Origin of the sequence: Gordonia sp. AC31, assembly GCF_031844505.1 — a bacterium.
In the GTDB taxonomy this organism is placed as follows: domain Bacteria; phylum Actinomycetota; class Actinomycetes; order Mycobacteriales; family Mycobacteriaceae; genus Gordonia; species Gordonia hongkongensis.
The window spans coordinates 16,187-35,863 of record NZ_JAUZVK010000017.1 but is presented as its reverse complement, the minus strand read 5'-3'; the positions used below and the strand labels follow the sequence as shown (position 1 = coordinate 35,863).

Here is a 19,677-nt window from a genome sequence, read left to right as displayed (position 1 = left end):
TGACGCATCAAGTGTCAGCACCTAGCCTTCACTTGATACTTCAAGTCACAATCATCTAGTGAGGCGGCTCAGTCATGACCAACCCCATCGTCCGCAACGCGGGCATCCTCATCGGACGCGTCGCACTCGGCGTCATCTTCTTGGCTCACGGCCTGCAGAAGTTCCAGCAGAACGGCTGGACCGGACCGCAGACCGGGTTCGACATGATGGGTGTTCCGGCCGCGTCCTTCTCGGCGTTCGTCGTCACGTGGCTCGAAATCCTCGGTGGCATCGCCCTGATCGTCGGGCTGTTGACCCCGATCGTCGCCGCCCTGTTCACGCTGGACATGATCGGCGCGCTGTTCATCGCCCACGTCGACAACGGCATCTGGGTCTCCGACGGTGGTTACGAGTTCGTGCTCGCCCTCGGTGCCGGCGCACTGCTGCTGGCCGTGATCGGCGCCGGACGTTTCAGCGTGGACGCCGTGCTGGGGTCGAAGCTGCGCTGGCTCGCCGCCGACGACACCCGGTCGCGCGACTTGGTCGGCACCTCGCGCTGACCCATTCGCTCCGCTCCCGGAGCCCGGTTCATGCGCCCCGGTCCGCCCACCCTGCGGACCGGGGCGTTCGCCGTCCGCGGTCCTCGCCTACAGTCCCAGCAGGGCGTCGAGTGGAATGAGAGATATGACCTGGCTGATGCTGATCGCGGCGATCGCCTCGGAGGTCGCGGCGACGTTGTCACTCAAGGGTTCACAGACCGAACCGATGCTGTACGCGGTGGTCGCCGTCGGTTACACGTTCGCGTTCATACTCCTGGCCGCAGTCCTGAAGCGCGGCATGGGCATCGGCGTGGCCTACGGCATCTGGTCGGCGTCGGGCGTCGCACTCACCGCGGTACTGGCGACCTGGATCTTCGACGAGCCCTTCGGATTCCTGATGGGAATCGGCATCGTGTGCATCATGATCGGGGTTCTCCTCGTCGAGACCGGCCACCGGCCACCCGTCGACGAGGGCACCGACTCCGCCGCTTCGGGGGTCTGACCGTGGGATATGTCTTCATCGTCGCTGCCATCGTCGCCGAGGTCACCGGGACCCTCGCGCTGCGTGCCGCCGCGACCGGTCGACCGGCCTTCTACGGAGTCGTCGTCCTCGGGTATTTGACGGCATTCGTCGCGTTGACCCTCGGGCTGCGGCACGGCGTACCCCTCGGTGTGGCGTACGGCATCTGGGCGGCGGCCGGGGTCGCAGCCACGGCCGTTGCCGCGCACTTCCTGTTCCGCGAACGCCTCAACCGACGCATGGTCGCCGGCATCGGGGTGATCATCGTCGGTGTGCTGCTCGTCGAACTGGGCGCGATGCACTGAGTTCCGGCTTCGCTGATGTCGCGCCGCGAGCGCCGACGGTCAGCCGCGTTCTGGACCGGGGGAGCGCGGGCCCGCCTCAGCGCCGGACTCGACGTCACGCGGATTGTCGAAGGAGACGTCGATCTCCTGAAAACCCTTGTTGCGCTGCGCGAGAACCTGCGCCGAGTACGCCGCCTCGTCGCCCTTCGTCAGACTGACGTTGTCGGTGAACGGGGTGAGCAGCGAACGTGGATAGAGCCGGTCGACGCGAACCGCGTTGGTCTCGAGACAGATGACGATCACGATCGACGACACGTAGAGGAAGGCGAGCAGGCCCAGCACGATTGCGAAGACGCCGTTGGTGGAGCTGGCGTTACCGATGACGTGCTGCACATAGACCGCGCCGAAGGTCTGGATGATCTGCCAGCAGACCGCCGCCCCGAAGGCGCCCGGCAGTACGTCCCGGATCGACACGTCGCGGGCCGTGCCGATCCGAAAAGCCACGGTGAAGACCAGCGTGCTCAACGCCACCGATCCGAGGATCGCCAGCCAGCGTCCGACGATGCCGAGTTCGAAGGCGGCCGAGACGCCGTTGACGACGGTCAGGCCGATGACCGCAACACCGATCGTGGACAACAACAGAAGGCCACGCAAACGGGCGAAGATCGGGTCGGGACGCTCGTTGCGCGGCACTGCCCAGATCGTGTTCATCGCGTTCTGGGCGGCGACGGCCACTCCGAGGCCGCCATACAGCGACACGACAACCCCGATGATGATGGCGGTGGCCCCGCCGCTGAGCTTCTCGGGTTCGCCCAACTGCCCACCGATCACCGGGATCTGACTCATCGCCGAGTCCAGGATGCGGTCTTGGAGGTCGGGGTTGTCGGCCAGGACGATCCCCAGCACGGTCGCGAACAGCAGCAACAGTGGGAACAACGAGATGAACGCGTAGTAGGCACAGAGCGCGGCCAGATAGGCGCCCTGATCGTCGACGAACTTGTAGATGACGGCAAGCGGAAAGCCGGTCGCCGGATGACGCCGCTGAAAACGGTCGACCCGCTCAGTCAACGACACCCGATCATCCTTCTCCTCGCCGGACCGTGCCTGTTCCCCGTTCCGTTGAACGAGTCGTTCACCGGGGGTACCACGGTCGTGCCGACTTTAACCCGAGCACGAGACGATTCGGGACACGTCATCGGATCGGATGTTCACCGGAACGGATCGAAACCCGGGATGCCGAGGGCGCGGAAGGGTGTTCCCAGACGCCAATAGGCCAGCCCCGCCAGCCCGCGCGGGAAGTAGCGGTCGGTGGTCGTGACCGTCACCGACCCGTCCGCGTCGTCCGCATCCTGGAGGCGGTACTCGCGATACGATCTGCCGAACCGGTTGTCGCGCAGACGAATACGAACTCGATCCGGTCGTTGCGCGAGCACGATCTCACCGCGGTGCCGCGCATCCCGCTCGAGCCGCTCCCAGACCGTCGCACTACTCGCGCGCTCACTGACCCGGGTCTCCGATTCGAACATCTCCTCACCGGCCCACTGTGGATCGGTCGGAAGAGGTTCGGCCGGCGACACGTCTACGGACGCGTTGGCCCACGAGGCACGGCCATCGCCGCGCGCCGAGCGTTCGAGCGTGTGGGCAACCGCCTCCGAGTAGGAGGTCAACCCCCCTTCCGGACGATCGATGATCGCGTCGACGGCCCGGTCGCGACAGACGGCGTCGCATTCGAGGGACTCGATCAGCGGTCGAGCGATCTTGCCGCGAATCGGCGTGACGAACCGGACCCAGCGGCTCGCCAGCGCCGGCGTGAGATACGGCAGCACCACCATGACTCGGGGGCGAAGACCCGCGACCTCGGCATACACCTGCATCATGTCGCCGTACTCGAGGACGTCGGGACCGCCGATGTCCCAGGTCCTCGACGACGGGACGGCGGCGGTGGCGGCTTCCACAAGGTAGTGCAGGGCGTCGTCGACCGCGATCGGTTGGATCTTGTTGTGCACCCACCGCGGCGTCGTCATCGCGGGCAGTCGCTCAGTGAGGTGCCGGATGAGTTCGAACGAGGCCGACCCCGAGCCGATCAGCGTCCCGGCCTGCAACGCGATGGTCTCGATCGGTGAGTCGATGAGGATGTCGCCGACCTCGGCGCGTGAGGCCAGATGTTCGGACAGGTCGGTGCCCGACGGATGGAGACCGCCGAGGTAGACGATGCGCGACACGCCGTTCTGCTGAGCCGCGGCCACCACATTCTCCGCGGCACGCCGCTCTTCGGCCGCGAAGTCCGCGTCGGTGCTCATCGAGTGGACCAGGTGGTAGACGACATCCACACCCGCGAAGGCCTTGACCAGCGAATCGCGATCCGACAGATCACCCCGAATCACCTCGGCCGTCGGATCAGACAACCACGGTGCGTCGGCGAGCTTCTCCGGTGTCCGCGCCAGTGCGCGCACACGGTGCCCGCGTGCCAACAGCCGGGGCGCCAATCGGCCGCCGACGTAACCGGTCGCTCCGGTGACCAGACAGGTTCGCGACTCGTCCACCTGACTCCTCCGCTCTGGGGTGTTCCTCCCAGGCTATGGAGCGAAGCCGCTCGGCGCCGTCGCCTCGGCGCGGTCGGTGCCGGATCGTTCTCCGTGGCCACGATTCGATAACGGCACGTTTGGCCGAGACCGAACCCAGACCACCAGACCTGAATCCGACAGCCAGACCTTGATCGAAGTCTGGCGGTCGAGTTCAGGTCTGCCCGTCAGCTGTCGTTCGCGCCCGCCGGCGAATTCTCGAACCACAGGCACTCCTCCAGGAGGCCCGCGCTCTTCCAGCCATCCGCGGTCCGGACCATCGAATGGTGGTAGTTGCCGCCGCAGGTGCTGAGTTCGGGCATGCCGACGAAACGCATCGGGTTGTAGAACATGGCGCGCACGTCGGCCCGTTCTCCGTCGAACGTGTACTCGATGTTGGTGATGAAGTGCTGACTCACCGACACGAACGCGAAACTCTCCTCCAGCCACGCGGCGATCTCGTCCCGAGTGCCCGCCTGACCGTAGGGCGTCGACGAGTAGTCGACCACCGCCTCCGGGGTGAACACCGAGCGCCAGAGTTCCCAGTCCTTGGTGTCGACCGCTCGTGAGTACCGGTACAACGTGTCCGCGATGCCGAACCGGTCGCTGATCTCCTGCAGGTCCATCGTTCTCCCGTCCACCGGTATCGGTACGGGCAGCCCGTCGTGGCAGCGCCGAGACCGGCCGTCGCCGCCGACTATAGACACCAGTCCAGACGCTTGTCAGCGAAACCGCACCGGAGCGGGTGCCGCAAGTCAGGTCGATGCTGCGAGGTCGCGGACGACGCGGAGGTCGGCGACGAAGGCGTCGAAGGCCCGCTCGCGCTGATCCGTGGGTCCGCGGAGAATCGACGACGGGTGCACGGTCGCCACCACGGACTCGGAATGGTCGGGGCCGAGGTCTCCGTCGGCGCCGAGATCGAAGCGCTCGCCACGGTGTGGGGTGAGCCGGAAGTTGGTGCCCAGCAAGGCCTGTGCGGCCGTGGCACCCAGACACACGACAGCGGCCGGCCGGACCGACGAACGGTTCGTCGGCACGATCCTTCTGGTCACCGGGCTGTTCGCCGATGAACATGATCGTCGAACCGGGCGCGCCCACCCCACCGCGACACCCGCCGCGGCCCCGGTGATCACCCGCGGCCCGCCCACCAGCAACGGGTCGAACCGGGAGTGGTTGCCGTCGACGCGTTTCCGGCCACGGCGGGACGACCATCCGTGGTGGGAGAGTTCGGACCGGATGCCCGTCTCGGTCACCGGGTTGTCGGGGCCGACCGGTCGCGAACGACGCGAGGTGCGCCTCGATGGACGCCACGCGATCGGCGCCCAGCAGGATCAGCCAATGCGCCGCGCGCCCCTCGCTGTAGCGGGACGCGGAGCGTCGGATCACCCCGGACAGCCCGCGCGGCAGCGTGGACGTGCCGAAAACCGGTGGCAGAAAGGCATGTTCGTTCGATCGCTCGCGGGGCTGACGCTCGGGCTGGTCTTCGGGGACGGTCCAGTGGACGCCCGGGGCCGGTTCGACGGGCAGTTCGCGCGGAACCGCGGGGCGGTTTGCGGGGCCCAGGTCGACGCCCCATCCGGGTATGCGGTCGACCAGTGCGGCGGTGTCGGGGTCGTGGGGGCGGTCTGCGGGATAGCGGGCACGGGTCCTCCTCAGCCGGCGTCGGCAACGATGATTGGCTTGATGCAGTCGTCGAGCTCCTCGGAGAAGATGCGGTAGCCCTCAGCGATGTGCTCGAAGCGGAATTCGATGCGTGACAATGTGTGAAATAGCCGTTGCGGATGTGGTCGAACAGTCTCGGCCACTGCCGTTTGACCGGGCACTGGTTCATGTTCGGGGTGAGTCCCTTGTTCATGGCGTCGCCGAACTTGACCGCGCTGAACATCGGCCCGTACGCACCCATGACCGAAACGGTGCCGCCTTTGCGGACCGCATCGATGGCCCAGTTGAGGGCGATCGGTGACCCGCCTGCAGCTGGAACTTGGCCGCGGGGCCGCGGTAGACCATCGCGCACATCGTGTCTGGACTCATGCGCGTTCGGGTACCCCACAAATGCGGTACTAACCGCGCCGGCGGCGCGGTGCGCGCAGACCGGTGTCACGCGCGGGGGTGTAGAAAAGGAACCCGAATCCAGGACAGTCCTCGGGAGGAGATCGTCGATGTCAATGGTGTCTTATGTGATCGCCGGTTCGGAGGCCAGCGGGGGAGCGGGCATCCAGGCCGACCTGCGCACCTTCGCACAGCTGGGTACCTATGGTGTCGGGACCATCACCTGCATCGTGTCCTTCGACCCGAACAACGAGTGGTCCCATCGGTTCGTACCGATCGACTCCGGGGTGATCGCCGATCAGATCGAGGTGGCCACAGCCGCGCACGAACCCGAGGTCGTGAAGATCGGCATGCTGGGCACCCCGGCCACCATCTCCACGGTCGCGCAGGCGCTCGGCTCCCGACAGTGGCGAGACGTCGTCGTCGACCCGGTGCTGATCTGCAAGGGCCAGGAGCCCGGCGCCGCACTCGACACCGACAACGCCCTCCGCTCCGAGATCTTGCCGCTGGCCACCGTGGTGACCCCCAATCTGTTCGAGGCCGCGACCTTGGCCGGCATGGACGAACTGACGTCCACCGACGACCTCGCCGAGGCGGCGCGGCGAATCCATGATCTCGGGCCGAAGGTCGTCGTCGTGAAGGGCGGGGTCGGACTCCCCGGCGAGGAGGCGATCGACGTCGTCTTCGACGGCTCCGAGGTCACCGTCCTGCGTGCCCCGAAGGTGGGCGACGAGCGGGTCTCCGGAGCCGGCTGCGTGTTCGCGGCCGCCACCACCGCCGAACTCACCAAGGGCGCAGGGGTCCTCGACGCGATCCGGACCGCCAAGCAGTTCACCCACGACGGCATCGTCGGCCGGCTCGCCTCGAACGCACCGTTCGACGCCGTGTGGCACGGATCGAGGTGACCCACGGGCTAGTGCTCGGTCGGCCCAGCCCGTCGGGTGTCGGCGGGCTCCCCGGGTAGTCGAGCGACAGCCCGGCGGTCTCCGTCACCGTCCGGGACGTCGTCCCGAGGAGAACCGATGTCCGAGACCGTCGCCGACATCGTGCTGCAACGCCTTCGGAAGTGGGGGGTCCGGCAGGTTTTCGGCTACCCCGGCGACGGCATCAACGGCCTGCTGTCGGCCTGGGTTCGCGCGGAGGACGATCCGCAGTTCGTCCAGTCGCGCCACGAGCTGGTCGGCCAGGGCGCACGGGGATGCGCACCCGAGCTCATTACGGTTGCCGACATCCTCGGCGCCGGTTGCGCGAAAGCCCTTCTCGGGCTGGATGTCCTCCCCGACACGCTGCCGTGGGTCACGGGATCATCCGCGGCTCGTCGTCGTGGTGTTGCACAACAACGACCTGAACCAGGTCACGTGGGAACAGCGCACGATGTCAGGATCGCCGAAATTCGCTGCCTCACAGGAACTCCCCGACGTCGACTACGCGGCCTTCGCGCGGGGTATCGGACTCGTCGGGATCAACGTCGACGACCCGGATGGTCTCGGTACCGCATGGGACACCGCCCTGGCCGCCGATCGTCCGGCGTTGCTCGACGTGCGTTGCGACCCGACGGCGCCTCCCGTCCCGCCGCACGCGACCCGCGAGCAGGTCCTCGCCCTCGGCGAGGCGCTGGTCAAGGGTGACGACGATGCATGGGCCGTCGCCAAGAACGCAGCCAGACAGGGAATCCGCCAGTTCCTACCCGGACGGCAGTCCGACAACGACTGACTACACGGGACACCGGCTGCGCCCCGGTCCCGTACTCTCCACCGCATGAGCGGTGAGGAACTCTTCACAGCGGTAGCGGTCGGGTTCGAGGCAGTCGGAGCCTTCGCGATGATCGTGGGAGCGATCACCGCGTGCGTGCTGGGCGCACGTTCGCTCCGTCGGGGAGAGGGTGGCAACACTGCCTTCTCGGTGCTGCGCAACACACTCGGAGCAGCCATTCTCCTGGGGCTGGAAGTCCTGGTCGCGGCGGATCTCATCCGCACCATCACGTCCAAACCGTCGATCGAGGATGCGCTCATCCTCGGGCTCATCGTGCTCATCCGTACCGTGTTGTCGATGTCCATCCAGATCGAGATCGAGGGCGTGGCGCCGTGGCGTCGAGCGTTGCTGACCAGCGGTGGACAACTGCTCGGTGCAGCGGTCGCGAACGACGCAGCAGCTGCGCGACCGACAACCGAAAGCACCGCGCGACGCGTCGACGGGTAGTGTCGCCACCCGGTCTGGCGCCGACAACGACCGGCGAGTCATCCTGGATGCCGATCACCGACAGACCGACCGAAGGAGTGCCGGGTGACAACGATCCCAGACGAAGTCGATGTCCTCATCGTCGGTGCCGGGATCTCCGGCATCGGTGCGGCCCGCTGGGTGCGAACCGAACACCCTGGCAAGTCGATCGCGATTCTCGAGGCCCGGAATACCGCCGGCGGTACGTGGGACCTGTTCCGCTACCCGGGGATTCGGTCCGACTCGGACCTGCACACCTTCGGGTACGACTTCAAGCCCTGGACCGATCGACAGGCGATCGCCGACGCCCCGCGAATCCTCGATTACCTGCACGAGACGATCGACGAGAACGATCTCGCTCCGCTGGTCCGGTATGGGCATCGTGTGGTGGCGGCCGTGTGGTCGTCGGACACCGCGCGGTGGACGGTCGACGTCGAACACACCGACACCGGAACGCGAAGCCAGATCAGTGCGCGATGGATCTTCTGTGGCTCGGGCTACTACGACTACGACGCGGGGTTCGCGCCGGAGTTCGCCGGCACCAAGACCTTCCGTGGCGAGATCGTGCATCCGCAGCACTGGCCCGAGGACCTCGATTACACGGGCAAGCGGGTCGTGGTCATCGGCAGCGGCGCAACGGCGGTCACACTGCTTCCCGCGATGGCGGAACAGGCCGCGCACGTGACCATGCTCCAGCGCACACCGACCTACATCCTCCCGCTGCCCCGCGAGGACGCCATCGCCAACACCCTCAAGAAAGTGTTCGGCACCGAACGCGGATACGCATTGACCCGACACAAGAACGTCGCGCAGCAGCGGTTGCTCTTCGAACTGTGCCAGCGATTCCCATCGGTCGCTCGTCGGCTGATCCGCAAGATCAACGAATCTCAGCTGCCCGAGGACTATCCGGTGGACACGCATTTCAATCCCCCGTACAACCCCTGGGACCAGCGGCTGTGTGTGGTGCCCGACGCCGACCTGTTCCGGGCCATCCGCTCCGGGAAGGCCTCGATCGTCACCGACCGGGTCGACACCTTCACCGAGAACGGCATCCGGACAGTGGGCGGGGAGGAACTCGAGGCCGACATCGTCGTCACCGCGACCGGGCTCAACATCAAGATCATCGGCGGCATCGAGCTGAGCGTCGACGGTGAACCGGTGTCCCTTCCCGACACCGTCGTCTACCGCGGGATGATGCTGTCCGGTGTGCCGAACTTCGCGCTGGCGATCGGTTACACCAATGCGTCGTGGACCCTCAAGATCGGACTGTTGTGCGAATACTTCTGCAAACTTCTGGCGCACATGGATTCTCACGGATACGACAGTGTGTGGGCGGTCGCGGACCCCGATATGCCGACTCGGCCACTGCTCGACTTCGGGGCCGGCTACGTCCAACGAGCCCTCGACACCCTGCCCAAGCAGGGAGCTGAGGAGCCCTGGGTGATGTCGATGAGCTACTACGCCGACCGCAAATTGTTCCGTGGTGACGTCGCCGACGACAACGTCCGATTCGCGCGGGCGGGGGAGCGGGTGCGGTCGACGGTCGGGTAGCGGTGACGACTCGCCGGACGGCGGCTGAGTCACATCCGCGCGAACCGCACCAGCCAGTAGCAGTAGACGCCGTAGGCCGCGATACCCACCGCGGCCAGGATCATCAGCACCTGCCCGGCGGGCAGGCCGGCCAGTGTCTTGACCGCGCCGTCGATCCCCGTGGCCTTCGACGGATCGGCAGTCGCAACAGCCACGATGACCAGGATGCCGGTGCCGGCCAGAACGACACCCTTGCCGCAGTAACCGATCACGCCCGCGATTGTCGCCGCCTTGTCGTCGGAGATCTTGAGATCGTCGAGGAACGACCGGCTGGCTCCCTTGTAGACGTGGTAGACGCCGACGCCGATGATGATCAGGCCGGCCGCGACGAGGACGAACTTCCCGCCACCGGACTGCAGGAGTCGCGCTGTCAGTCCGGCGTTCTCCTGACCACTCGACTTCCCTTGGCCGGTCGCGAAACGTATTGCCGACCAGGCGAACCCGACGTAGACCACGGCGAGCGACAACGCTTTTCCGCGATCGAACCACTGCTCGGCGCCATCACTGTCCTCGCCCGGTTCGGTGGCGTGGGGTCCGACGACGGCCTCGGCGAGTCGCCACAGCGCCAGTGCTGCGAACGCGACCGCGGCCGCCCACAGGACGACGCGGCCGCCGGACGAGTCGGCGAAGATCCCCAACGCACCCGACTGGTCGGCGTTCCCGCCCCCACCGAAGGCGAGGCGCAGGATGATGTAGGCGATCAGCAGATGGAGCAGGCCGCTGACGGCGTGGCCGGCACGCGCCAAGCGTTCGAACCAAGGGCTGTCGGTGGCGCGGTCGACCGCGCCGGTCACTTGATTGCGGCTCATCGCGCCACGTTCCTTCCGCCGTTCGACCGAGCTGGTGCCCCGCCGGTTCCACTGACGTTACGGGGTGCCGGCCGGTCGCTCACTTCCCCTGCGAGTTACGAAGGGCCCGAGCCTGTTCGATGTACTTCTGGTCCTTCTCGTCGTTCTTGTCCGACGCCGTGGTGTCCCGAGGCGGCAGTTGCAGGTGCTCTTCGGCCGGCATCCCCGCCTGTAGCTGTCGGCCACGTTCGAGTTCGGAGTCGAACTCGGCCCCGAACAGCAGCGCGAGGTTCGTCAGCCACAGCCACAGCAGGAAGACGATGACTCCCGCGAGTGCGCCGTAGGTCTTGTTGTAGCTGCCGAAGTTCGAGACGTACAGCGCAAATGCCGCCGACGCGACGATCCAGGTGACGATGGCCAGCACCGCACCGGCGCTGATCCACCGGAACTTCGGCTGCTGCACGTTCGGGGTCGCCCAGTACAAGATGGCGACGATCAGGATCACGAACAGCAGGAGGATGGGCCATCGAACGATGTTCCAGACGGTCAGCGCGGTCTCGCCGAAACCGATGGCGTCTCCGATCGATTTCGCGATCGGTCCGCTGACGGCCAGCATCAGTGCCACGGCAGCGGCGAGCACGAGTGCTACGAGGGTCACGAGCAGCATGATCGGCCGCAGCTTCCAGATGGGACGGCCTTCGTCGATCTCGTACATCCGGTTCATCGCGCGTCCGAACGCCCCCACGTAACCCGACGCGGACCAGAGCGCGCCGAGCAGACCGAGTACGAGGGCGAAACCGGCGCTGGGGGCGGCCACGAGTTGTTCGACGGGGCCCCGCAACGTGTCCACGGCCGACGACGGTCCGAGGTCGTCGACCATCTGCAGGACGGCGTCGGTCGTCTTCTCGCCCTGGCCGAACACACCGAGCAGCGAGACCAGCGCGAGCAGCGCCGGGAACAGCGAGAGCACGGAGTAATAGGTGAGCGCCGCTGCCAGATCGGTGCACTGATCGCGCGAGAACTCCCGCGCGGTCTTCTTCAGCACGAAGAGGAGGGACGGCTTGGTCAGGTCAGTGGGGGAGTCCGGCTTGCGCGGATCATCGGGGTCGGCCGATTCGGGGTCGTCGCGAACGTCCGGTTCAGCTGAGGCCGGATCCTTGTCCGCTCGTTCAGCGGCGTCATCTCGTTTCATCCCCTGCGCTTAACCGGCGAACACGCAAGCCAAACCCGGCCGACGTCGGCGCACCCGTCACCTGTGGGGTCAGCGCACGTGGCCGCAGGCGTCGTCGACCGCCCCCTGCAGATCTCGCTGGATCCAGCGGGTCACGGCGGCGGGTGTGTCGTCTCGACGGGCGCCGAGGTCCACCGGTTCACCCAGAGCGACAACGGGCCGGCCACCACCGGCCGGGTAGGCGATCCCGGCGGAGACCAACCACAGTCCGACACCGTCTCGCAGGGCTCGATGGGCGATGTGGCCGATCCCGGTGCCGAGCCGCTGAACCTCCGTCGGGTCGCCCTCGTTGCAGGTCCCCTCCGGAAACACCGCGATGCTGTCCCCGCGTGCCATTCGTTCGACGCAGACGGCGATCATCTGACGCCCGGCGTCGGCCGCAGCTCGCACTCCGTGGTCCTTGCTGCGAAACACCGGGATTCCGCCCAGAGTGTCGATCTTCTTCCGCTGATCCGCGTCTTGGAACAGCTCGTCCTTCGCGAGGACACGCAGGCTGCCTATCCGGCGCCGCAGCGGTGACCGGAAGCCCGCAGCTGCGAGGACCAACGGGTCGCGCTCGGAGACATGATTCGCCGCGATGAGCAGCGGAGCCCCGCTGCACACGGTGCGGTCGATCGCCTCCCGCGAACGAAAGCGCACGACCGGCCGGATTCGGGCGGCGAGCACCGCGTACATCATTCGCGCCCGGGCGCGGTCCTGCTGATGGGTCCGGTAGTGCTCGTATACCGCCTGTGCCTCGGACAGCTCGACCTTCACCTAAGTTACGGTACCGTAGGTTGCGGCGCCGCGGTGCCGCAACGGGACTCCGCATGACAGCCCGGGTAGCTCCGAGGTCAGTCGGGGACGACGACCGCCCGGCCACGCAGTTCGTTCGAGGCCAACCGACGGTAGGCCTCGAGCCCGTCGTCGAGGGAGAACTTCTCGACGGCGACCTCCAGGACACCGTCGCGCGCGAGGTCGAGGACCTCGATCAGTTCGTGCCGCGCACCCCAGTACGGCGCCCGAACCGACACCTCATAGGGCTGGGTGAAAAAGCCGACCTTCGCCGCGGCGACACCGTCACCGATGCCGACGATCACGACGTCGCCCAATGTGCCGACGATTCCCATCGCGGTGTCGATGGTCGGCTGCAAGCCGACGAAGTCGAATACCGCGGTGGCGCCGACGTTTTCGGTGATCTTCCGGACATTCGCCACGGCGTCGGCATCGCTGAGAACGGTCTCATGGGCACCCACCTCGCGTGCGAACGCGAGCTTGTCCTCGCTGAGGTCGAGGGCGATGATGCGCGCCGGGGTCAGATGCCGTAACAGCTGAATCCCGATGTGCCCCAATCCGCCCGCACCGATGACGACGGCCGTGGTGCCGCCGACGAGCTTCGGCAGCGACGGTTTGATCGCGTGATACGGCGTGAGCCCCGCGTCGGTGAGCGGTACCGCTGCGATCGGGTCGAGGTCGCCGAGCGGAACGAGGTGCCGGGCGTCGTCGACGATCATGTAGTCGGCCATCGCACCTTCGTTGCCGAGCCCGGGGGGAGTGATGCCGAGTTCGGCCGCACGACTGCAGTAGTTCTCGAACCCACGCGAGCAGAAGTGACAGGTCCCGCAACCCCAGGGGCCGTAGACCGCCACCGCGGTTCCCTCGGTCAGCGACGTCACACCGCTGCCGATCTCGGCGACCACACCGGCTCCCTCGTGCCCGAGCGTCATGGGTAACGGATAGGGAAAACCCTCGGCGGGCATGTTGAGCACGAAATCGTCGGAGTGGCACGCACCGGCGGCAGTCACCTTCAACAACACCTGGCCGGGGCCGGGTGTCGGCTTGTCGACCTCGCGGAGCTCGGGCGGACTTCCTGGCTTGACGATCTGGATGGCTTTCATGCCGGACACCTCTCGGTTCGAGTCGTTGCGTGCTCTCCCGCCTTCCGGTCTACCCGCGTATGGCGACACGCGCATACGTCGGCGGGAAACCAGACGCGAATTCCTGCTGAACCGCGGCACAGGTGGACAATGCCGATCAGAAGCCGGGACGGACCACGGAGTTCGATGTCGCGGCGTGCCGGGCGTGTCGGCGGGTGCGTCAAACATCCTGTGGCAGAGTCGATCAGCCGAGACGACGGCCGGAGGCGGAAGAGGACCGGATGCACTTTGGAGTACGGGTGGACCGGACAACGCTGCGACTCCGGGTCACCATCGTCGCGACTGATTCCGAGCGGCGCACCGCACACACTGCCGGGTGGCCGGCAGGACTTCGAGGCGCTCGGCACCGATGGGTTCGCCACAGTCCTCGCACCGGCCGTAGGCACCCGCGCCGACCCGGTCCAGGGCGGCACCGATCTCGTCGAGCCGGACTCGCGACCGTTCCAGCTGCGCAACCAGATGGCCGCGTTCCACCGCGAGAGTCGAACCTTCCGGGTCGTGCTCGTCGTCGGCCGCCGCGTCGCTGGTCGCCTCGAGCACCGCGGCCAGCCGGGACGACAACGATTCGATCAGCGCGGCGGTCCGTTCCCGTTCTGCGAGCAGCACATCCCGCGACTCGTCATCCTGCCTCGAGGTCACCGTGAGCCCACCGACGTCGTCTCGCTCAGGTGCCGCAGAAGGTCTGGAAGCTGTCGCTGAACGCCTGCGGGGCCGGCGCCGCGAAGTGAGCCCATTCGGTGCGGCGTTCGAACGGATGCGTGACGGGATCCATCAGCCGCGTGAACGGTTCCCGATCGCCGTCGGTCGCGGCGCGCAAAGCGGCGTCGACCTGATGGTTGCGCGGGATGTACACCGGGTTCACGGTGTCCATCGCCTCGGCGACCGCACCGGGCTCACGACCGAGACGGGCGAGTTCACGGCGCCATCGTTTCAGCCACGGACCGATCTGCTCGCGCGGCATGAGGCTGATGATCGGGACCTGATCTCCGCGGAGTTCGTCGGCCAGCGCCCGGAAGGTGCCTGTCCAGTCCGCGCGATGATCACGCATCAGGGTCAACAGGTCGGCGACCAGTTCGGGTTCGGAAAGCGCTTCTGTCAGACCGATTTTCGACGCCATGCCGGTGGCGAAATGGTGTTCGTACCGCGCCTCGTAGGTGGCGAGCAAGTCCGACGCCGCAGCGATCGCCTCATCGGGTGTCGGGGCCATGAGCCTGAGCAGGGTTTCGGCGAACCGCGCCAGATTCCACTTCAGGACGGCGGGCTGATTCCCGTAGGCGTATCGGCCCGCGTGATCGATCGAGCTGAACACCGCCGACGGGTCGAAGGCGTCGAGGAACGCGCACGGCCCGTAGTCGATGGTCTCACCCGAGATCGTCGTGTTGTCGGTGTTCATCACGCCGTGCACGAACCCCACCAGCATCCACTGGGCCACCAGGGCGGCCTGACGTTCGAGTACGGCTTCGAAGAACGCGAGATACCGGTTGCCGTCGCCGGCCTCCGACGCTTTCGCGAGCTCCGGGTAGTGACGGCTGATCGCGTAGTCGGCGAGTTGTTGCGTCAGGTCGGTGTTCCGGATTGCGTACTCGAAGGTGCCGACACGGAGATGGCTGGCGGCGATCCGCGCCAACACCGCGCCGGGCTCGGCCCCGGTGCGCTGAATGTCTCGCCCCGTGGCCACGACCGACAGCGAACGCGTGGTCGGGATCCCCAGGGCGTGCATGGCCTCGCTGATCACATACTCGCGCAGCATCGGCCCGACCACCGCGAATCCGTCGCCACCTCGGGAGAACGGAGTACGCCCGGAACCCTTGAGCTGTAGATCGACTCGTCGACCGCCGCGGTCGATCAGCTCCCCGAGCAGCAACGCCCGGCCGTCGCCGAGAAGCGGTGTGTACCCGCCGAATTGATGCCCGGAGTAGGCGGTGGCGACAGGGACGGCATCGGCGGGCGCGGCCGCACCCGACAGAAGTGCGACACCGTCGTCGGATGTCAGTGCCGCGATGTCGAGGCCCAGGTCGTCGGCGAGTGACTCGTTGACGACGAGCAGTCGGGGGTCGGGCGTCTCGGCACCCTGCCACGGCACGGTGAAAGGCGTCAGCTCGTCGACGAAGGTGCGCTCGAAGCCGGTGATCGCGGCGCTCGTGCGGGCGGGAGTATCGGGAGAGACGGACACCCCTCGAGGGTAACCAGTTTCCGGACCGGCAAACCGGCTGCGCAGAAGGGGCGAGGGAGGAGTGTCCACCCCACTCGCCCCGGACGGCGATCAGGCCGCCAGCGCCGCGCCGCAGATGCCGCAGGCCTCGAAGTTGCGCCGGTTCCACCGGGCGATCGGGATGAAGAACACGCTGAACTGGCTGTATTCACGCATCCGCGCCCACTGGGTGGTGTTGTGGCAGCGGGGACAGGTGCGGGTCTGACCCGCACCGAGATGCTTCTGCCTACGGCCATATCCGAACAAGAAGAACACGCCGCCATCGTAGAGTTCGCGGCTCGCGGCGGCCGGTCACGCGCCGCGGTAGTCGATCACGGGCGGCGGACCATGAGGTCGTTCTCGGCTGTGAAACCGCATTGTTTGTACAGGTCTGTCGATGCTTCGGTCGGGTTGAGCACCACCTTCGCGTATCCACGGCCGTCCGCGGTCGCGACGGTATGCCGGACCAGTTCACGTCCGATCCCGGAACCGCGGAATGCCGGGCGGACGTACAGATGACCGAGATAGCCCCATCGGCCGCCGGCGCCCTGCCGGGGACTCGGCATCCGGGCGTGTTCGGTCAAGCACACCATTCCCACGGTCATGTCGTCCGTGCCCGCGGTCCAGAGCGTTCGTCGCTCATCGTCCAACCAACTCGCAACCGCGGCGGCGAAGGCGGTATCGCCAAGCCACGGCCCGACGGAGCGATCGTCTTCGTACGCCCACTCCCAGCGGAGCTCGGCCACAAGGTGGGAGTTCTGCGAAGGTTGAATTCGTACCGCGTGTCGACCGGTCACCCACCCAGGGTGACCGATGACGGTCGGCGGCTGCGCGTGCGGCACCGCAGAAACTCCGCGACCACCGCCGGCCTCGCGGAGAATGGACGAGGCCGGAGGTGCTCGCCATCTGTCGACACGCATCGGGTCGGCGGGCATCGGTACGCTCAGTGGTGTCCGTTTTGTCGGCCTGACGTCACCGCCACCGGGCTGCGGACTCGCGAAACCGGAGGGAAGCATGGAAGCACTGATCCTGATCGCCGTCATCGTCGTGATCGTCGTCGGGGTGGTGGTGTTCGCCCAACAGCGTTCCGGCGCCAACACGGCCCGCACCCTTGAGGACGCGAAAGCCGACGCACGACAGGTGATCGAACGTCTGGGCGGCCAGGTGTTCATGCTGGTCGGCGACGGCCCGGCATCGAAACAGGCGCTGGCCGACGCGGGGGAGCGATACACCGCGGCGGGGTCTCAGATCGAGCAGGCCAATTCGCCGGTGCAGGCGCGGCTGGCCAAACAGACTGCGATCGAGGGGCTCTACTACATCCGTGCGGCTCGGGCCGCCATGGATCTCGACCCCGGTCCGGCGATCCCCGAGCTCGACGGGCAGAAGAGTGCCGGTGCGGTCACCGAGGACCGGACCGTGGAGTTCGAGGGACGAAAGGTCGCGGCATCGCCCAACCCGTCGGAGCAGACGCCCAACTACTATCCCGGTGGCCGCGTCGCCGGCAGGCCGGTACCCGCCGGCTGGTACTCCGAGCCGTGGTGGAAACCGGCTCTGGTCGCCGGCGCCTGGGGACTCGGATCGATGTTCCTGTTCTCGGCGATGTTCTCCGGCATGGCGGGCGTCCCCTATGACGCGCAGTCCTTCGAGAGTGGCGCCGGCGACGGTTCCGACGGTGGCGCCTTGGAAGACGGTGACTCCGGCGACTTCGGCGGTGGTGACTCCGGCGACTTCGGCGGGGGAGATTTCGGTGGCGGCGACTTCGGCGGGGGAGGCGACTTCGGCGGTGGCGACTTCGGGGGGTTCTGAGCGGCCGCCCTCCGAGTGACTCGGCTTCGCTTGCCGGGTGTCAGGTCGCCGTGGGTGCCGCGACGACGGACAGCAACCGGAGCTTCTCGGCACTCGCACTGCCCGGGGTCGCGGTGTAGACGAGCAGCGAATGCGAACACCGCGGGTCGACCAAGATCTGGCAACTCAGTTCGAGCAATCCCACGTCGGGGTGCACGTACCTCTTGATCTCGCGAGGAGCTACACCCACTTCGTGCCGTGCCCAGATCTCGCGGAACTCCTCGCTCTCGCCTGTAAGCCGTTCCGCGAGCGACGCCGCATACGACTGCGGGCCTCGTAGCGCAGCCACTCCTCGTAGTCCGGATACGTACATACGTGAGTAAAAGTCGTGGTCGTCGGACGGATGCAATTGGCGAGCCCGCGGATCGGTGAACCACCGATAGCCGATGCTCCGCGCCGGCCCGTCGAACCGCATGAGGTCGCCGACCAGTGCCACCCCGAGTCGGTTCTGGCGCAACGTCTCGCCGAGTTCGGTGACGATCTCGGCCGGGGTGTCGGCGAGCCGGTCGAAGATCCGCATCATGCCCGGGGAGATGTGCTCGCGGTCGGGTCCGCGCATGGGCGGCCGGTGGCCGGCGAGGTGGAACAGGTGGTCTCGCTCCTCGACGGAGAGGTGGAGGCCCTGTGCGATGGCGGCCACCATTTGTGGCGACGGCTGCGGGCCGCGCTCGCGTTCGAGTCGTGAGTAGTAGTCGGCGGACATGTGACACAGGGCAGCCACCTCTTCGCGACGGAGTCCACCTGTGCGACGGCGCTGCCCGCGAGGCAGTCCGACGTCCTCGGGCTGAAGGGCGGCACGCCTCACCCGAAGGAAGTCAGCGAGACCGGGTCGATCGATCCTTCGGCCATTCTTGCGCGCCCGGAACCGCGGAGCCACGGATCGACAGGCCGTGGATAACGGTGCGGACCGACACAAGACTGGAAGCGAGAAACATTCCGAGTCCGTCAGGAGCTCCGCATGACACGAAACAGCAGATACAGCCTGTCCATCCCCGATCTCACGGGCCGTCGAGCGGTCGTGACCGGCGCGAGTGACGGCATCGGGTGGGAGATCGCGAATGCGCTCGCCGGCGCCGGTGCGGAAGTGGTCGTGCCGGTGCGTGATCCGAACAAGGGGGCGAGGGCGGTCGAGCGCATTCGTGATCGTCACCCCGCCGCCACACTCACGATGGAGGACGTCGACCTGTCATCGATGGCATCGGTCGAGGCGCTTGCCGGCAGGCTCCGGGCGGACGGCACACCGATCGACATCCTGATCAACAACGCCGGGATCATGACTCCGCCGAAACGCCTGACCACAGGCGATGGATTCGAGGTCCAGTTCGGCACCAACCACCTAGGACACTTCGCCCTGACCGTCGCGGTGCTTCCGCTGCTCCAGTCCGGGAAGGCACGGGTGGTCTCGCAGACGAGCATCGCGGCAAAACGAGGCTCGATCAATTGGGATGATCTGAACTGGGAGCGCCACTACGACGCAATGAAGGCCTACCGCCAGTCCAAGATCGCGTGCGCGCTGTTCGGACTCGAACTCGGACGCCGAAGCCGCGCTGCCGGTTGGGATGTGACGAGCGTGATCTCACATCCGGGAGTCGCCCCGACCAGCCTTCTCGCCGCTCGTCCTGAGGTCGGCAGGACCGCCCCGACGAGCGGCCGGCGCGTGATCGAGTGGATGTCGCGGCACGGTGTCGGTGTGGGCACCGTCGAAACCGCTGCCCTCCCAGCCCTGATGGCGGCGACGCAGCCGGAGACGCCCGGTGATGCGTTCTTCGGACCACAGTGGCCCGGTGACGCTGGCGGGCCACCCGGATTACGGCAACCCTGGCAACCGTTCCGTGATCACGAAGCGGCATCGCGTCTGTGGGCGGTGTCTGAACAGCTCACCCGGGTGACAGCGGGCTGAAGACGGGCCTCCTGGCGCCGATATGCGATCGTCAAGTGGTGTGTGCCACCTGCGGACCGAAGTCGAC

21 protein-coding genes and 4 pseudogenes are annotated in these 19,677 nt (G+C 67.0%); 10 read left to right on the top strand and 15 right to left on the bottom strand.

Annotated features, from left to right (window positions below):
- Nucleotides 1-74 precede the first annotated feature (74 nt).
- The 3 genes from Q9R39_RS18730 to Q9R39_RS18720 all read left to right on the top strand — a co-directional run bounded on the left by Q9R39_RS18730 (nucleotide 75) and on the right by Q9R39_RS18720 (nucleotide 1,343).
- Nucleotides 75-539 (top strand): DoxX family protein, encoded by a 465-nt coding sequence (locus Q9R39_RS18730; protein ID WP_078113852.1) that lies wholly within the window; start codon nucleotides 75-77, stop codon nucleotides 537-539.
- Between the two features lie 124 nt (nucleotides 540-663).
- A complete protein-coding gene (locus Q9R39_RS18725) occupies nucleotides 664-1,020 on the top strand; it encodes a multidrug efflux SMR transporter (protein ID WP_078113853.1) in 357 nt (118 codons plus the stop codon).
- A 2-nt stretch (nucleotides 1,021-1,022) separates the two neighbouring features.
- Nucleotides 1,023-1,343, top strand: a complete 321-nt coding sequence (locus Q9R39_RS18720) for a multidrug efflux SMR transporter (protein ID WP_078113854.1) — start codon at nucleotides 1,023-1,025, stop codon at nucleotides 1,341-1,343.
- 39 nt (nucleotides 1,344-1,382) lie between these two features.
- Here the strand turns inward: Q9R39_RS18720 and Q9R39_RS18715 are convergent, their stop codons facing one another.
- From Q9R39_RS18715 to Q9R39_RS18690, 6 genes and pseudogenes are all read right to left on the bottom strand, one after another.
- Nucleotides 1,383-2,396, bottom strand: coding sequence for a YihY/virulence factor BrkB family protein (locus Q9R39_RS18715; RefSeq protein ID WP_078113855.1), 1,014 nt, complete (start codon nucleotides 2,394-2,396; stop codon nucleotides 1,383-1,385).
- 134 nt (nucleotides 2,397-2,530) lie between these two features.
- Entirely contained in the window at nucleotides 2,531-3,865 is a 1,335-nt protein-coding gene (locus tag Q9R39_RS18710; protein WP_078113856.1) for an NAD(P)H-binding protein, read from the bottom strand.
- A gap of 206 nt (nucleotides 3,866-4,071) precedes the next feature.
- Nucleotides 4,072-4,509: a nuclear transport factor 2 family protein gene (locus tag Q9R39_RS18705; protein ID WP_078113857.1), complete on the bottom strand. Its 438-nt coding sequence runs from the start codon at nucleotides 4,507-4,509 to the stop codon at nucleotides 4,072-4,074.
- 129 nt (nucleotides 4,510-4,638) lie between these two features.
- Nucleotides 4,639-4,981: pseudogene (locus Q9R39_RS18700) on the bottom strand (uracil-DNA glycosylase family protein).
- A 2-nt stretch (nucleotides 4,982-4,983) separates the two neighbouring features.
- Nucleotides 4,984-5,539 (bottom strand): annotated as a pseudogene (locus Q9R39_RS18695) (hypothetical protein); the annotation flags it as partial.
- Nucleotides 5,536-5,852: pseudogene (locus Q9R39_RS18690) on the bottom strand (glutathione-dependent formaldehyde dehydrogenase); the annotation flags it as partial. The pseudogenes Q9R39_RS18690 and Q9R39_RS18695, both read right to left, overlap by 4 nt.
- A gap of 190 nt (nucleotides 5,853-6,042) precedes the next feature.
- Here Q9R39_RS18690 and Q9R39_RS18685 point away from each other — a divergent pair.
- The 5 genes and pseudogenes from Q9R39_RS18685 (at nucleotide 6,043) to Q9R39_RS18670 (ending at nucleotide 9,700) form a co-directional block, all read left to right on the top strand.
- Nucleotides 6,043-6,837, top strand: coding sequence for a PfkB family carbohydrate kinase (locus tag Q9R39_RS18685; RefSeq protein WP_078113858.1), 795 nt, complete (start codon nucleotides 6,043-6,045; stop codon nucleotides 6,835-6,837).
- Between the two features lie 117 nt (nucleotides 6,838-6,954).
- Nucleotides 6,955-7,056: pseudogene (locus Q9R39_RS24760) on the top strand (hypothetical protein); the annotation flags it as partial.
- A 145-nt stretch (nucleotides 7,057-7,201) separates the two neighbouring features.
- Nucleotides 7,202-7,645, top strand: a complete 444-nt coding sequence (locus Q9R39_RS24755; protein WP_396275687.1) for a thiamine pyrophosphate-dependent enzyme — start codon at nucleotides 7,202-7,204, stop codon at nucleotides 7,643-7,645.
- Between the two features lie 45 nt (nucleotides 7,646-7,690).
- Complete coding sequence (locus Q9R39_RS18675) at nucleotides 7,691-8,131, top strand: DUF1622 domain-containing protein (RefSeq protein WP_311277957.1); 441 nt, start codon at nucleotides 7,691-7,693, stop codon at nucleotides 8,129-8,131.
- An 84-nt stretch (nucleotides 8,132-8,215) separates the two neighbouring features.
- The gene (locus Q9R39_RS18670; RefSeq protein WP_311277956.1) at nucleotides 8,216-9,700 is read left to right on the top strand and encodes an NAD(P)/FAD-dependent oxidoreductase; all 1,485 of its coding nucleotides are present in this window, start codon (nucleotides 8,216-8,218) and stop codon (nucleotides 9,698-9,700) included.
- Nucleotides 9,701-9,729: 29 nt separating this feature from the next.
- Here Q9R39_RS18670 and Q9R39_RS18665 read toward each other — a convergent pair whose 3' ends face one another.
- The 8 genes from Q9R39_RS18665 to Q9R39_RS18630 all read right to left on the bottom strand — a co-directional run bounded on the left by Q9R39_RS18665 (nucleotide 9,730) and on the right by Q9R39_RS18630 (nucleotide 16,785).
- A complete protein-coding gene (locus tag Q9R39_RS18665; protein WP_311277955.1) occupies nucleotides 9,730-10,548 on the bottom strand; it encodes a DUF1206 domain-containing protein in 819 nt (272 codons plus the stop codon).
- Nucleotides 10,549-10,627: 79 nt separating this feature from the next.
- Nucleotides 10,628-11,719 carry a YihY/virulence factor BrkB family protein gene (locus Q9R39_RS18660; protein ID WP_137809410.1) on the bottom strand — a complete coding sequence of 364 codons (1,092 nt, stop codon included), beginning with the start codon at nucleotides 11,717-11,719 and terminating at the stop codon, nucleotides 10,628-10,630.
- A 69-nt stretch (nucleotides 11,720-11,788) separates the two neighbouring features.
- Nucleotides 11,789-12,514 (bottom strand): 1-acyl-sn-glycerol-3-phosphate acyltransferase, encoded by a 726-nt coding sequence (locus Q9R39_RS18655; protein ID WP_311277954.1) that lies wholly within the window; start codon nucleotides 12,512-12,514, stop codon nucleotides 11,789-11,791.
- A gap of 77 nt (nucleotides 12,515-12,591) precedes the next feature.
- Nucleotides 12,592-13,635: an NAD(P)-dependent alcohol dehydrogenase gene (locus Q9R39_RS18650; protein ID WP_277244536.1), complete on the bottom strand. Its 1,044-nt coding sequence runs from the start codon at nucleotides 13,633-13,635 to the stop codon at nucleotides 12,592-12,594.
- 306 nt (nucleotides 13,636-13,941) lie between these two features.
- Entirely contained in the window at nucleotides 13,942-14,313 is a 372-nt protein-coding gene (locus Q9R39_RS18645; RefSeq protein ID WP_137809407.1) for a TraR/DksA C4-type zinc finger protein, read from the bottom strand.
- Nucleotides 14,314-14,338: 25 nt separating this feature from the next.
- Complete coding sequence (locus Q9R39_RS18640; protein ID WP_311277953.1) at nucleotides 14,339-15,847, bottom strand: protein adenylyltransferase SelO family protein; 1,509 nt, start codon at nucleotides 15,845-15,847, stop codon at nucleotides 14,339-14,341.
- A 90-nt stretch (nucleotides 15,848-15,937) separates the two neighbouring features.
- A complete protein-coding gene (locus Q9R39_RS18635) occupies nucleotides 15,938-16,141 on the bottom strand; it encodes a zinc-ribbon domain-containing protein (RefSeq protein ID WP_068972513.1) in 204 nt (67 codons plus the stop codon).
- A gap of 56 nt (nucleotides 16,142-16,197) precedes the next feature.
- A complete protein-coding gene (locus Q9R39_RS18630) occupies nucleotides 16,198-16,785 on the bottom strand; it encodes a GNAT family N-acetyltransferase (RefSeq protein WP_137809405.1) in 588 nt (195 codons plus the stop codon).
- Nucleotides 16,786-16,879: 94 nt separating this feature from the next.
- On the opposite strand from Q9R39_RS18630, the gene Q9R39_RS18625 reads away from it, so the two are divergent.
- A complete protein-coding gene (locus Q9R39_RS18625; RefSeq protein ID WP_137809404.1) occupies nucleotides 16,880-17,671 on the top strand; it encodes a DUF1542 domain-containing protein in 792 nt (263 codons plus the stop codon).
- A gap of 40 nt (nucleotides 17,672-17,711) precedes the next feature.
- Here Q9R39_RS18625 and Q9R39_RS18620 read toward each other — a convergent pair whose 3' ends face one another.
- Entirely contained in the window at nucleotides 17,712-18,587 is an 876-nt protein-coding gene (locus Q9R39_RS18620; RefSeq protein ID WP_137809403.1) for a helix-turn-helix transcriptional regulator, read from the bottom strand.
- A gap of 81 nt (nucleotides 18,588-18,668) precedes the next feature.
- On the opposite strand from Q9R39_RS18620, the gene Q9R39_RS18615 reads away from it, so the two are divergent.
- Nucleotides 18,669-19,610 (top strand): SDR family oxidoreductase, encoded by a 942-nt coding sequence (locus tag Q9R39_RS18615; RefSeq protein ID WP_311277952.1) that lies wholly within the window; start codon nucleotides 18,669-18,671, stop codon nucleotides 19,608-19,610.
- Nucleotides 19,611-19,677 lie beyond the last annotated feature (67 nt).

Bases quoted from the DNA above. Each gene is read 5' to 3' on its own strand.
- Q9R39_RS18625 (WP_137809404.1), top strand. From the start codon at position 16,880: ATGGAAGCACTGATCCTGATCGCCGTCATCGTCGTGATCGTCGTCGGG.
- Q9R39_RS18725 (WP_078113853.1), top strand. From the start codon at position 664: ATGACCTGGCTGATGCTGATCGCGGCGATCGCCTCGGAGGTCGCGGCG.
- Q9R39_RS18660 (WP_137809410.1), bottom strand. From the start codon at position 11,719: ATGAAACGAGATGACGCCGCTGAACGAGCGGACAAGGATCCGGCCTCA.
- Q9R39_RS18730 (WP_078113852.1), top strand. From the start codon at position 75: ATGACCAACCCCATCGTCCGCAACGCGGGCATCCTCATCGGACGCGTC.
- Q9R39_RS18675 (WP_311277957.1), top strand. From the start codon at position 7,691: ATGAGCGGTGAGGAACTCTTCACAGCGGTAGCGGTCGGGTTCGAGGCA.
- Q9R39_RS18630 (WP_137809405.1), bottom strand. From the start codon at position 16,785: ATGCGTGTCGACAGATGGCGAGCACCTCCGGCCTCGTCCATTCTCCGC.
- Q9R39_RS24755 (WP_396275687.1), top strand. From the start codon at position 7,202: ATGTCCTCCCCGACACGCTGCCGTGGGTCACGGGATCATCCGCGGCTC.
- Q9R39_RS18705 (WP_078113857.1), bottom strand. From the start codon at position 4,509: ATGGACCTGCAGGAGATCAGCGACCGGTTCGGCATCGCGGACACGTTG.
- Q9R39_RS18665 (WP_311277955.1), bottom strand. From the start codon at position 10,548: ATGAGCCGCAATCAAGTGACCGGCGCGGTCGACCGCGCCACCGACAGC.
- Q9R39_RS18650 (WP_277244536.1), bottom strand. From the start codon at position 13,635: ATGAAAGCCATCCAGATCGTCAAGCCAGGAAGTCCGCCCGAGCTCCGC.
- Q9R39_RS18615 (WP_311277952.1), top strand. From the start codon at position 18,669: ATGACACGAAACAGCAGATACAGCCTGTCCATCCCCGATCTCACGGGC.
- Q9R39_RS18685 (WP_078113858.1), top strand. From the start codon at position 6,043: ATGTCAATGGTGTCTTATGTGATCGCCGGTTCGGAGGCCAGCGGGGGA.